The following is a 12,989-nucleotide window of genomic DNA, read 5'->3' as shown; positions in this document are numbered from 1 at the left end:
AGGGGGAGGGGACATGCCCGGAACCGTGCTGCTGCTCGCGGCGTCGCCCGTGGGCCGGGGCTGCCTGGTGGACGCGGCTTCCGTGCTCCCCGTGCTCGCGGCCGTGCCGCCCGCCGTACTGGCCGGCACCGACACCGCGAACGTCGTCGAACTCGCCGACCCGCTGGAGCCGCAGGCCGTCCTCACCCGCCTGCGCGCCGCCGCGGCGGCCCCCGGCCCGCTGACCGTGTACGTCACCGGGCAGCTCCAGCTGGACCGGCGCGAGCGCCTGCCCCACCTGGCGCTGGCCCGTACGACCCCCGCCACCGTCCGCTACACCGCCCTGCCCTGGCACTGGATCCGCGAGGAACTGCGGCTGCGGCCGGGCGGCGCGACGACGCTGCTGCTGGACCTGCACGCCGACCAGGAGACCTGGCAGTGGCTGCGCACGCACCCGCTCGACTCGGGGCGCAACAACACCGTCTACGGTCGCGTCGCGCCGCCGCCCGCGCGGCGGACCGTGGCCGCGCCGGCGTACATGCGGGCCGTCGCGACGATCCTGCGCAGCGGGCACCGGCCGCCGCCGGACCAGTTGCACGAGCAGGCGCTGGCCCGCTGCGCGGCCGACGGCGGCCGGCCCGGCGCGGACCTGGTGCTGGCGGCGCGGGGACCGGCGGCGGGCGACCCGCACGCCGTCATCGCCGCCGCCGTGCGGTCGGGCCGGCACGCGGACGCCGACGCGCTCGCCGCGCGCCACGAGCGGGCGGCGGCCCTCGGGCAGGGGCCGCTGTCCGAGGAGACGTTGCACTGGGCGGAGGTCCGGGCCGACCTGGCGATGTTCGCCGGGGACCCGGCGCGGAGCTGCCGGGCGTGGCTGGCGGTCGCCGAGGCGCGGCTGCGCGCCGGGCAGGAACCGGGGACGCCCGCCGTGGAGGCGGCCGTGGACCGGGCGCACCACCAGTGGGGACGGATCCGCGACGCCGCGCGGGCCCGCGAACTGGGCGCCGCGCTCGCCGTGCTGCGCGGCCGGGTGCCGGGCCGGCGGGAGGGCGCGCTGGACCATGTGCAGCGGGAGCTGAGCCGGTTGCAGACCCAGGGCTGACGCCCGCCCGTGCGCCCCCGGCCGCGGTCCGTGCGCCCGCGTACGCCCCGCGACGGCGGTGCCATAACCCTCCCCTGCGCCCAACAGCGGTGCCATGATGCTGAGTTATGGCTGACGGGGACGGAGTGGTGGCCCGGGGTGTCCGCATCCGGCTGGACGGCACCGCGAGCGAGAGCGACATCGGCGCCCTGCACAAGTGGCTGGAGCGGGAACAGCCGCTCGACGCGCTGGTCCGGGCCGGCCGGCTGCGCATCGACGAACGGCGCCGGACCGACGAGACCGGCGCTCCCATGGGCATCGGCATGGAGATCGTGGTGGCACTGGCCGGGAGCGTGACGGCCGTGATGTTCCAGGAGGTGCTCAACCAGGTCAAGGGGGCCGTGGAGGCCTGGCGGGCCAATCGCAGCGAGGTGGAGGACGGCGAGCCGCCCGAGGGGCGTGTCGAGCCGGTGGACCTCGACGACAGGTAGGCGGCCGGTGACCGGTTACGACCCGCGGGGGCAGGCGAACCGGGCGCTGCTGGTCGGGGTGTCCGAGTACGACCTCACGGAGCCGCCGCACGGCGTGCCCGGCGATCTCCTCGCGGTGCGGCACAACGTGAGCCGGCTGCGGGAGGCGCTGCGGCGCGGAGGGGTGTTCCGCGAACGCGAGATCACGGTGCGCCGTTCGCCGGACCAGGTCGACTTCGGCCGGGCACTGCGCACCGCCGCCGACGAGGCCGAGGGCGTACTGCTGCTGTACTTCGCCGGGCACGGGGCGATACCGAGCGCGGGCGACGAACTGTTCCTCCAGATGCGCAACGCGAGCGTGGTCGCGGGCGGGCACGCGGTCTTCCCCGGCGCGGAGATGTTCACCACCGTGCTGACGGTGCTCGCCGCCAGCCCGGCCCGGCGGATCGTGGTCGTCCTCGACTGCTGCTTCGCGGGCAACGCGGCCTGGATCTGGGAGACCTTCCGCGACAAGCGGCGCGTGCTGCTGCTGATGAGCGTGCAGGCCAACCACCGCATCGACGCGGGCGATCCGCACACGCCGACGCCGTTCACCGAGGAACTCGTCGCGCTGCTGGAGAACGGCGACGAGGAGGTGTGGTTCCGCGGCCTCGCGGACGCGGTGCGTGCCCGGATGACCGGCGACGGCCACCGGACGGTACGCGGCGACCCGTGGGTACCCCAGAGCCGCACCGAACCGGAGGAGGACGTCCTGCTCGCGGGCGCCCGAAGAGGTGGGCACCGTTCGGGGCGGGACACGGAGTCCGGCCGGGGCACGGGGCCGGGCGCGGGGGCCGGATCCGGCCGTGGACCGGGGGCGGGCCGGGAGCCGGACCCCGGTGGCCCGTCGGGACCCGGCCGGGACGACGGGGGAGCGGGCCGCGGATCGGGAGCGGACCGGGAGGGCGAGCACGGCTCTGGGGCCGGACACGGGGACGACTGCGGACCGGACGGTGGGTCGGGGCGTGGTGGCGGCTCGGCGGCGGGACCGGCTTCGGGGGGTGGGGGCCGGGGCAGCGGCCCCGCGTCGGTGGATCCGGGCCGAGGCGGTGGCTCCGGACACGGCGGAGGCGGTGACGCCGGCTCGGCGGGGGGACCGGGTCCGGAGGCCGGGAGCCGGGGCGACGGGCCCGACGCCGGTGGTCCGGGTCGTGCCGGTGGCTCCGGGTACGACGGCGGCTCAGGGCGGGTCGGTGGTTCGGAGCGTGGCGACGGTGCGGGTCGAGTGGGCGGCTCGGGGCGGGACGGTGGCTCCGGGTACGACGGCGGCTCAGGGCGGGTCGGTGGTTCGGAGCGTGGCGACGGTGCGGGTCGAGTGGGTGGCTCGGGGCGGGACGGTGGCTCGGGGCACGGCGGCGGCACGGGGCGGGACGGTGGGGCGGGGGTTGGCGGCGGCTCTGGGCACGATGACGGATCCGGGCGGGACGGTGGCTCCGGGCGGGACGGTGGGGCGGGGGCCGGCGGCGGCTCGTCAGGGGGGTCGGCTCCGGAGGGCGGGGGCCGGGGCGGTGGCGCCACGACGGGTGGTCCGGGTGGTGGCGCCACGACGGGTGGCCGGGGGCGGGCACGGGTCCGGGCGCTGCTTTTCGGGCCGGCGCGGAGCGTGCCGCGGGCGCGGTGGTCGCCGGCCGGCCTGTCGAGGCGGACGGTGACCTGGCTGCTCGCACTGCTGCTCCTCACCGCCGCCGGCATCGGCTCGTACCGTCTCGTCGCCGCACCCGGGGGCCCGTCGGCGTCCTGCGCCCCGCCGCTGGAGCTGCGCGTGCTGACCGACCCCGACCTGGAGTCCACCGTCCGCGCGGCCGCCGACGCGTTCCTGACGTCGGACGGGAACACCGTCGGCGACGGGTGCCGGCGCGGCGGCATCACCGTCTACAGTGCGGGCGCCGCCGACGTGGTCACCGCCCTGCGCAAGCGGTCCGGCGCCTGGCAGGAGCCCCACGACGAGGACACCAACCCGCAGCGCGACGTCGGACCGCAGCCGGACGTCTGGATACCCGGGTCCCGCGCCGACGTGGCCCGGGTCGCCGAGGGCCAGGACACCGACGCCGTGGCCCTCCTGGAGGCGGACGACGAGGCGTTCGCGTACTCCCCGATCGTGCTGGCCGTCCCGCAGAACATCGCCGCCGAGGCCCGCGACGAGCGCTCCGGGCCCCCGCTGAACCGGATGATCGACGACCTCCTCGTCCGCCGCCCCGACGCCGAGGTGCGCCGCCCCGACCCGGAGTTCACCGACACCGGTCTGCTCGCGACGATCGCCCTGTACGGCGCCGGAGGCACCGGCGACGACACGGGCGGCGGCCCCTCCGCCCAGGACGCGGCGCGCGCCGAGAACCGCGTCGCCCAGCCCGGCCCGCCCTCACCGACCGCCGCCGGCCTGCTGTGCGCGCTGCCCGACGACGACGCCGTGGACGACCGCGCCGCGGCCCTCGTCCCCGAGTTCCTGATGAAGAGCGGCGTCGGCTGCGACAGCGCCCGCCGCACCCCGCGCATCGCCCAGTACCCCGGCGACGTACCGGGCCTGGAGCCCGTCTTCGTCCGCGTCCGCTGGCAGGGCGCCGACCGCGACGAGAGCGCCCGCGACGAGGCGGCCGGCGCCTTCCGCACCTGGCTCACCGGGGAGCGCGGACGCGAGGTGTTCGCGCGGGACGGGTTCCGCGCGGCCTCCGGCAGCCGCGCCCTGCTGGACACGGAGGACGTCGCCGGGTCGGTGCTGCGCGCCCCCTCGCCGCTGACCGAGTCGGCGGGACGGGACGCGATGGAGGCGGCGCTGGAGGGCTACCGGAGCGCGGGCGGGCCCGGCCGCGTGCTGTTCCTGCTCGACAGCTCCGGCTCGATGACCGGCCAGTGGGAGGGCCCCAGCGGCGGCCCCGGCCTGCTCAAGCAGTCGCTCGGCGGGCTCGGCGCACGCGACGAGTACGGCGTCTGGGCGGTGTACGGCACCGGCGGCGACCCCTACGACACACTGCTGCCCCTCGGCCCGCACGCCCGCCGGGACGCCGAGCGGACCATCGACCGGGCGGCCGGGGTGCGGGACGCCGAGGCCGACCCGTACCGGGCGCTGCGCGCTGCCCTCGACCACATGGTGCGGCGCGGCGGCGTGGACGAGCGCCCCGGGCTGGTCGTCTACATCACCGACGACGAGGACGCGTCCCGCCTCACCGGCGACGCCCTCGACGACGTGCTCGCCCTCGCGCGCGCGGCGCGGGTGCCGGTCGCCATGGTCTCGCTCAAGGGCGGCGGCTGCGACGCGGGGAAGCCGGACGCCCGGATCTCGGAGGCGAGCGGCGGCCGGTGCCTGGACGCCGACGACGACCTCGGCGCCGCCCTGCACGACGAGGTCGCCCGCACCGGAACGGGGGAGGACTGATGCCGCGACGACAACGACACCCACGGCCCCGGCCGCGGCGACGGCCCCGGAGCCGGTGCGCCGCCCGGTGGGCCCTCGCGTCCGCGCTGTCCCTGCTCCTGCCGACGGCCTGCACCGGCGGTGACGGCGACGCCGGCGGCGGTGGGGCGGCGACCCGGTCCGCCGACGTGCCCGGCGACATCGTCATCGCCAGCGGCCGGGACGTCACCGGCAAGAACGGCGTACGCCAGCGGCTCATCGACGCCTGGAACGCCCGGCAGGAGAAGGCCGGCACCGGCTACCGCGCCCGGCTGGTCGAGCTGCCCGGCAGCGCCGACGAGCAGCGCAGCCAGCTCCTCGGCGCCCTCCAGTCCGGCAGCGCCGCCTACGACGTGGTCAACCTCGACGTCACCTGGGTCCCGGAGTTCGCCGCCGCCCGGCTGATCGGCCCGCTGCCCACGTCGCTGCTCGACGAGGACGTCATCGCCCCCGTGGCGAGCACGGCCCGCTGGGACGGCGAGGTGTACGCCGTGCCCTTCAACAGCGACGTCGGCCTGCTCTACTACCGGCGCGACCACCTGCGCCAGGCCGGGGTCCAGCACACGGACCTCGGCGCGGGCGTGGACTGGAAGCGGCTCAGGAGGCTGATCGAGACCCTCAACGACCACAAGCCCGCCGGCTACGAGAAGGGCTGGACGACACAGCTCGCCGCCTACGAGGGCCGTACGGTCAACGCGATGGAGGCGTTCGCGTCGGCGGCCCCCGGCGTCACGCTCACCGACGAGGACGGCCGCTACGACGCCACCGTGGAGGAGCTGACGCAGGGCATCGCCGAGCTGCGCCGCCGCACGGAGGCGCCGTACATCCTCCCGGACGCCGTCCACTCCGACGAGACGGCCTCCCTGGGGGACTTCGCCGCCGGGCGCACCACGTTCCTGCGCCAGTGGCCGTACGCCTATCCGGGGCTGTACTCGTCCTTCCGCGGTGACCGGCTCGGGGTGACCGCCCTGCCGGGCCGGGCGGTGCTCGGCGGCCAGAACCTCGCCGTGACCTCGGCGTCCCAGCGGTCGCGCACGGCGGCCGAGCTGATCAGGTACCTCACCGGCAAGGAGAGCGAACGCTGCCTGCTGGACGCCGGTTTCGCGGCGACGCGCACCTCGGCGTACGTGGACGACGCCGTGACGTGCCCGGTGACCGCGGCGCCCACCGCTTCCCCGACCGGCGAGGGCGCCGACACCGTGCCCCGCGACGCCGCGGGCCGCCCGGCCTACGCCCGCGACACGCTGCTGCCCGCCCTCCAGCGGGCGGTCCACCGGCCCCGCACCCCGCTCTACGGCGCGTTCACGCAGACCTTCACCGCCCAGCTCGGCGCCCTCTTCGCCGACGACCCGCCGGGCGACGCGGAACTGGCGCGGCGCCTGGACGAGGCGCTGCGCGAGGCGCTGCCGCACTGAGCGGACGGCGTCACTCGGCGGCGGGCCGTGACACGGGCGCGCCCCCGCCCGGGGCGTCCGGGGCAAAGGAGCCGTCCACCGGTTCCGCCCGGACGCTCACGCCCGCCGGCGGGTGCTCGGCCGACCTGGCCGGGCCCGCGTTGGCGGCCAGCACCAGCGCGGCCACGGCCGTGACGGCGGCGGCGGCGCCTCGGGCGTACCGTTCGGCGGTGCGGGGGCGTTCGAGCACGGCGTCCTCTGCGGGATCGTGGGGAAATCGACTGATGCTGTTAAGCGCGCTTAATCCGCGGTTTAACCTAGGGCCGGGGGAGCCGAACGGCAAGGGGCGCAGGGGGAGTTGGCAGTGGGGGACCGTGACGACCGGGCAGCCGTCGGGCGCCGTGTGCAGCGGCTGCGGACCGAGCGCGGGATGACCCAGCGCCAGCTCGCGGAGCCGGCGTACACGCCCGCCTACATCTCCACCCTGGAGGCCGGCCGCGTACGCCCCTCCGAGGAGGCGCTGCGGCACATCGCCGAGCGGCTCGGCGTCGGCTACGAGGAGCTGGCCACCGGCCGCCCGGCCCGCCTCGCCACCGATCTGCGGCTCGGGCTGACCGAGGCGCGACGCGCCCTCGCCACCGGATGCGCCGAGCAGGCGGCCGAGCACTACGGCGAACTGCTGGACCTCGCGGAGGCGTACGAGCTGCCCGAGGAACGGGCCGCCGCGCTGCTCGGGCTCGGCGAGTGCGCGCTGGAGACCGGCGAACTGGTCACCGGACGGCGGTACTTCGAGCGGGCCGAGGAGTGCCTCACCCGGGCCGGCGCCCCGCTGCCGGCCCGGGTCCCGGCCGTGCGCGGCCGGGCCGTGGCCCACTACCTCGCCGGTGAGCTGCGCTACGCCGTCTACCTCTTCGAGTCCACGCTCGACGAGCTGAACCGCGCCGGGCTGCACGACCCCGACGCGTTGCTGCTGCTGTACGCCGGCGTCATCGGCCCGTACATGGACATGGGGGCGCACGCGCGCGCGGCCCAGGCCGCCGAACTCGCCCTCTCCCTCGCCCCGCGGGCCGGGGACCCGGCGCTGGTGGCCCGGATGCACCGCTCCGTCGCCCGCACCATGCTCGCGGAGGGCCGCCTCGCCGAGGCCGACGCCTCGCTGGCCAAGGCCGCCGAGCTGTACCGCACGCTCCAGCTCCGTACCGAGCTGGCCAACTGCCACTGGATGCGCGGCTACGTCTGCGCGCAGAACGGCGAACTGCCGCGCGCCGAGGCGGAGATGCGCAAGGCCCTCGACATGCTGTCCGCCACCCGCGCCGCCCTCTACGGCAGCCAGGTCGCCGTCGAGCTGGCCGACGTGCTGCACCGGCGCGGCAAGTCCGGGGAGGCCGCCGAGCTGCTGCGCGGGGTGCTGGACGACCTGTCGTCCGAGCGGGGGGCCGTGCACGCGGCGGGCGCGCACCGGCTGCTCGGCATCATCGCCGAGGACGCCCGGGAGACCGAGGCCGCCGAGGAGCACTACGTGCGCGCGCTGAGCCTGCTGGAGCGGGCGGGCGCGGCCGGTGACCTGGCCGACCTGTGCCGGCTGCTGGGCGATCTGCTGCGCCGTACCGGGCGGGTGGAGGCGGCCCTCGACGCCTACCGCACCGGTCTCGGGCACCGTACGACGCCCGGTACGACCACGCTGGGGCCGGCGCCGGCGCAGCCTCCGCTGTAGCGGCTCGGGCCGTGTCCCGACGCCCGCGGCGAGCCGGTTTCCGTCGGTGGGGCACGGGTAGTCGCCCTTCGGCCCCGAGCGAAGGAGGCGGTGGGCGTGCGGCCCGGCGACGACTTCGGGCGGCGTCCGGACGGCCGGCGGGCCGCCGAGGCGATCGCCGAGGGGGTGCGGGGCGTGCCGCCCGGGGAGGTGCCCGAGCGCCTGTGCGTGATCGCGGTACGACTGCTGCCGGTGACCGGGGCGAGCGCGTCGCTGCGCGGCGGTGACGGGCTCCCCGTCCGGCTGTGCGCCAGCGGGGGCCGGGCCTCCTACCTGGCGGAGATCCAGGCCACCCTGGGCGACGGACCCTGTGTCCGGGCCGCCGCGACGGGGGCGCCGGTGCTCGCCCCCGATCTGCGGCCCGGCGCGGACGCCGACCGCTGGCCCGTCTTCGCCCAGCAGGCCACGGCCGTCGGCGTGTACGCCGTCCACGCGCTGCCGCTCGGCAGCGGCACGGTGTGCGTGGGCACCCTCGACCTCTACCGCGACACCCCCGGCGGCCTCACGGAACCCGAGCTGGACACGGCGCGGCTCGTGGCCGGCGCCATGACCGTGTCCCTGATGGCGCTGCCGCGCGGCCGGGAGTACGACGAGCGGGGCGGCCCGGACTCCTGGCCGGACGGGCCGGCCGACGGCCACGACGAGGTCCACCAGGGCGTCGGCATGATCATGGCCCAACTCGGTGTCGGCGCCGACGAGGCCCTGGCCCGCCTGCGCGCGTCCGCCTTCGCCCGCGGACGCACCGCCCACGCGGTGGCCCGCGACCTCCTCGCCCGCCGGGAGCGTTTCGACCGCGACAGGTAGGGGCCCTCCGTCCCGGCGGTGCCGTGGGGGCCGCGGCGGCACGGTCCGCGCCGGGTCACACCTGGGCGCGCCCCTGCCGCCTGATCTCCGTCAGCCGGGCCGTGCCGACCTCGACGGCGGTCAGGGTGACGTCCTCGGCCGCCTCGCCCAGGGTGCCGTTGGTCAGGGTGATCGCGTCGTCGCCGGTGCGTACGGCGGCGAGGTCCACGGTGAGGACGACGGGACCGGCGTCCGCGGTCGTGCCCGTCACCGTCACCCGCACGCCCTGCCGCGCGTCGCCCGCCTCGGGAAGCGTCACGCCGGTGACCCGGACGTCCCGCACCCCGCCGCGGCCGGCCTCGCCGGTGAAGTGTCCGCACGTGTCCGGCAGCGTGCCCAGCCACGCCAGCGCCCGGTCGAGCTCGGCCGCGCGGTACGAGGTGATCCGGTAGTGGAGCTGCGCACCGCCGGCGTGGTCGTCCAGGGCGGCGGTCGCGCGCGGGGCGGGAGCGGCGCCGAAGAGGTCCTCGGTGTAGAGGACGTCCAGGAGCCGTCGGCAGTCGGGGTGCTCGGCGGTCGCCTTGAGCAGCTCGTCCCGCCAGGTCGCCGCCCCCAGCGACGGCCCCCACGCCTCCCCCAGGTCCGCCCCGGTGATCAGCGCCGCCTGTGCCTGGGCCGGGGTGAGCGCGGGCGGGGCGGCGGCCGAGGGCAGGGCGGCCGGGGACCGCGTGGTCGCGGGCGCGGTGGCGTCGGCCCGGCCGGTGCCGCGGCCTCCGGCGGAGCAGGCGGACACGGCCAGGGCGAGGGCGACGGCGAAGACGGAAGCGAGGCCGGGGGCCCGGTACGGCCGGCACCGTTCACGATCGATCACACCGCCCACGCCACCACCGCCCCCGTCCCCCCACCACCGAGAGGACCCGTCCGGGTGACCGCCGCCCGCCCCGCCGCCCGCCGGCCTCGGTGACACGGGGGGATGCCCGAGGCCGCCGACCGCCCACCGCCACGGGCGGCCGCGCCCGGACGGCGAGCAGCTCGTGCCCGTCCCCGGCGCGCGGAGCCGTCCGGGCACCACGATCGGCCAGGACATCCGGGCCCGTCCCGCACGCGGTCACGCCCGCGCTGCGAACAGCTCGCGAGGCCCCTCGCGGGCAGCCGCCCCGGCGGCCCGCCCCGGCCCGGGCTGCCGGCGCGGTGGCCGGGCCCCGGGTGCCGACCGTCCGGGGCGGCCCCGGGAGGGAACCGCCCCCCGCGTAGGGTCACCGCACCCGTCCCCGTGCGATCGAGGAGTCCCACCGTGCCGACCGACCAGCGTCCCCGTCCGCCCGTACCGGTGATCATCGACTGCGACACCGGCATCGACGACGCCCTGGCCCTCCTCCTGGCCGTCCGGCACCCCGGGCTCGATCTGCGCGCGGTCACCTGTGTCGCCGGGAACACCGACGTGGACGGCGTCGTCCGCAACACGCTGACCGTGCTGGAGCAGGCCGGCGCCCCCCGGATCCCCGTCGCCCGGGGCGCCGGGCGTCCGCTGATCGAGGGCGTGCGCACCGCACGCCACGTGCACGGACACGACGGGATGGGCGACCTCGGACTGCCCGCGCCCGCCCGCACCCCCGCCGACGTGGACGCGGTGACCCTGCTGCGCCGGGAGATCCTCGCCTCCCCGCGCCCGGTCACCCTGATCCCCACCGCCCCCGCGACCAACATCGCCCTGCTGCTGCGCACCCACCCGGAGGTCACCCGGAACATCGAGCGGATCGTGTTCATGGGCGGCGCGGTGGCCACCGGGAACGCGACGCCGGTCGCCGAGTTCAACGTCTGGCACGACCCGGAGGCGACGGCGATCATGCTCACCGCCGGGGTGCCGATCACCATGTACGGACTGGACGTGTTCCAGCGGGTGATCGTCCCCGGCCCCGACGTGCGCCGTCTGCGGGCGAGCACCGAACCCGGCACCCGGCTCGCCGGTGAACTCCTCGCCCACCGGGCTCCCGTCACCGACGAGGCCGACCCCGGCGGGGGCCTCGGCGACGCGGGCGCGGTCTGCGCGGTCGCCGACCCGGAGGGCCTGACCACGCACCGGCTGCCGGTCGAGGTCTCCCTCGCCCCCGGCCCGGCCCGGGGCCAGACCGTCGTCGACCGCCGCGCCCGCCCCGGTGAGTCCGAGCTCCACGGGGGGACGCGCGAGCAGCCGCTCGTGGACGTGGCGCTGGACGTCGACGCGGCCCGGTACGTGGACCTGTACCTGACCGCCGTGGAACGCCCCGGCGGCCGCGCCACCATGTGATACGGGACCGGGGTCATCGGCGCGTCCCACCCCACCCGCGTTCACTTTTGGGGTGATGTGGACAGATATCTACGTGTCGCCCGCACGCCTCGCCCGAAGGAGACCGCGTGACCGTACGCAGCACCGCCGGCACCCCCGACCTGTCGTCCAAGGACCCGAACTGGTGGCGGCAGGCCGTCATCTACCAGATCTACCCCCGCAGCTTCGCCGACGCCGACGGCGACGGGCTCGGTGACCTGCGGGGCATCACCCAGCGCCTGACCCACCTCGCGGCCCTCGGCGTCGACGCGCTGTGGCTGAGCCCCTTCTACCCCTCCGAGCTGGCCGACGGCGGCTACGACGTCGACGACCACCGCGCCGTCGACCCGCGCCTCGGCACCCTGGACGACTTCGACGCCCTGGCCGCCGAGGCCCACCGCCTCGGCCTCAAGGTGATCGTCGACCTGGTCCCCAACCACACCTCGCACCGTCACGCCTGGTTCCGCGAGGCCCTGGCGGCCGGTCCCGGCTCGGCCGCCCGCGACCGGTACGTCTTCCGGGACGGCCGCGGCGAGCACGGCGAACTCCCGCCCACCGACTGGCAGTCCGTCTTCGGCGGCAGCGCGTGGGAACGGGTCCCGGACGGCCAGTGGTACCTGCACCTCTTCGCGCCCCAGCAGCCCGACCTGAACTGGGAGAACGAGCAGGTCCGCGCCGACTTCCGCACCACGCTGAAGTTCTGGTGCGACCGCGGCGTCGACGGCTTCCGCGTCGACGTGGCCCACGCCCTGGTCAAGGACCTCACCGAACCGCTGCGCGACCTCGGCTCCCCCGAACTGAGCAGCGAGGCCGCGCTCGCGGAGTTCGCCCCGGGCACCCACCCCTTCTACGACCGCGACGACGTGCACGAGGTCTACCGCGACTGGCGCAAGATCCTCGACTCCTACAGCCCGCCGAGGACGGCGGTGGCCGAGGCCTGGGTGCCGGGCGCCCGGCGCGCGCTGTACGCCCGCCCGGACGAGCTGGGCCAGGCGTTCAACTTCGAGTACCTCCAGGGCGGCTGGGACGCGGACGAGCTGCGCGCCATCATCGCCGGTTCGCTCGCCGACGCCCACGCCGCCGGGGCCTCCGCGACCTGGGTGCTGTCCAACCACGACGTGGTCCGGCACGCCACCCGGCTGGTCCTGCCGCCGGGCACCGACACTGACGCCTGGCTGCTGTCCGGCGGCAGGGCCCCCGCGGTCGACGAGCGCGCGGGCCTGCGCCGGGCGCGCGCGGCGACGCTGCTGATGCTGGCGCTGCCCGGTTCGGCGTACGTCTACCAGGGCGAGGAGCTGGGCCTGCCCGAGGTGGCCGACCTGCCCACGGAGGTGCTCCAGGACCCGATCTGGGAACAGACGGGGCACGTCCGCAAGGGCCGTGACGGATGCCGGGTGCCGCTGCCGTGGACGACGAGCGGTCCCTCGTACGGCTTCGGCGCGGGCGGTGCCTGGCTGCCCCAGCCGCCGCGCTTCGCGGAGTACTCCGTCCAGGCCCAGGACGGAGTGGCGGGCTCGACCCTGGAGCTGTACCGCACGGCCCTGCGCCTGCGCCGCAAGCTGCTCGACGGCGAGTCGCTGACGTGGGCGGACGACGTCCCGCCCGGGGTGCTCCAGTTCGACCGCTCGGACGGCTGGCGCTGTGTCACCAACCTGTCGGACCGGCCGGTGAGCCTGCCGGCGGGCGAGGTGGTGCTGACCAGCGTGCCCCTGGAGGACGGCCGGCTGGGCCCGGACACGACGGCGTGGCTGGTGAAGTAGCGGCGCCCCCCGAAAGCGGGCCGGAGGGCGGCGTCCG

At 77.0% G+C, this 12,989-nt stretch carries 10 protein-coding genes; 8 read left to right on the top strand and 2 right to left on the bottom strand.

The genetic code is table 11. From position 1 onward, the window contains the following. Window positions 1-13: 13 nt before the first annotated feature. The 4 genes from ACH499_RS11625 to ACH499_RS11610 all read left to right on the top strand — a co-directional run bounded on the left by ACH499_RS11625 (window position 14) and on the right by ACH499_RS11610 (window position 6,372). Window positions 14-1,081: a hypothetical protein gene (locus ACH499_RS11625; protein WP_356205684.1), complete on the top strand. Its 1,068-nt coding sequence runs from the start codon at window positions 14-16 to the stop codon at window positions 1,079-1,081. Between the two features lie 107 nt (window positions 1,082-1,188). Then, on the top strand, window positions 1,189-1,551 hold the full coding sequence (locus tag ACH499_RS11620; RefSeq protein WP_356205683.1) for a hypothetical protein: 363 nt from the start codon (window positions 1,189-1,191) through the stop codon (window positions 1,549-1,551). Window positions 1,552-1,558: 7 nt separating this feature from the next. Beyond that, entirely contained in the window at window positions 1,559-4,939 is a 3,381-nt protein-coding gene (locus ACH499_RS11615) for a substrate-binding domain-containing protein (RefSeq protein ID WP_399015081.1), read from the top strand. Beyond that, entirely contained in the window at window positions 4,939-6,372 is a 1,434-nt protein-coding gene (locus tag ACH499_RS11610; RefSeq protein WP_399015079.1) for an extracellular solute-binding protein, read from the top strand. Before ACH499_RS11615 ends, ACH499_RS11610 begins: the two co-directional genes overlap by 1 nt. A 10-nt stretch (window positions 6,373-6,382) precedes the next feature. On the opposite strand, the gene ACH499_RS11605 is transcribed toward ACH499_RS11610, so the two are convergent. Beyond that, window positions 6,383-6,601 carry a hypothetical protein gene (locus tag ACH499_RS11605; protein ID WP_399015076.1) on the bottom strand — a complete coding sequence of 73 codons (219 nt, stop codon included), beginning with the start codon at window positions 6,599-6,601 and terminating at the stop codon, window positions 6,383-6,385. A 114-nt stretch (window positions 6,602-6,715) separates the two neighbouring features. Here ACH499_RS11605 and ACH499_RS11600 point away from each other — a divergent pair, with 114 nt between their 5' ends. Continuing rightward, window positions 6,716-8,065, top strand: coding sequence for a helix-turn-helix transcriptional regulator (locus ACH499_RS11600; RefSeq protein WP_365603087.1), 1,350 nt, complete (start codon window positions 6,716-6,718; stop codon window positions 8,063-8,065). A gap of 90 nt (window positions 8,066-8,155) precedes the next feature. After that, window positions 8,156-8,908, top strand: a complete 753-nt coding sequence (locus ACH499_RS11595; RefSeq protein ID WP_399015074.1) for a GAF and ANTAR domain-containing protein — start codon at window positions 8,156-8,158, stop codon at window positions 8,906-8,908. 55 nt (window positions 8,909-8,963) lie between these two features. Here the strand turns inward: ACH499_RS11595 and ACH499_RS11590 are convergent, their stop codons facing one another. Continuing rightward, window positions 8,964-9,758: a hypothetical protein gene (locus ACH499_RS11590; RefSeq protein ID WP_356205676.1), complete on the bottom strand. Its 795-nt coding sequence runs from the start codon at window positions 9,756-9,758 to the stop codon at window positions 8,964-8,966. Between the two features lie 423 nt (window positions 9,759-10,181). Between ACH499_RS11590 and ACH499_RS11585 the strand changes: the two genes are divergently transcribed. After that, window positions 10,182-11,174 (top strand): nucleoside hydrolase, encoded by a 993-nt coding sequence (locus tag ACH499_RS11585; protein WP_399015072.1) that lies wholly within the window; start codon window positions 10,182-10,184, stop codon window positions 11,172-11,174. 107 nt (window positions 11,175-11,281) lie between these two features. After that, window positions 11,282-12,952: an alpha-amylase family glycosyl hydrolase gene (locus ACH499_RS11580; protein WP_356205674.1), complete on the top strand. Its 1,671-nt coding sequence runs from the start codon at window positions 11,282-11,284 to the stop codon at window positions 12,950-12,952. Window positions 12,953-12,989 lie beyond the last annotated feature (37 nt).

Origin of the sequence: Streptomyces sp. NPDC018947 (assembly GCF_044390505.1) — a bacterium.
Classification (GTDB): Bacteria; Actinomycetota; Actinomycetes; order Streptomycetales; family Streptomycetaceae; genus Streptomyces.
This window is presented reverse-complemented; position numbering and strand designations above follow the sequence as displayed.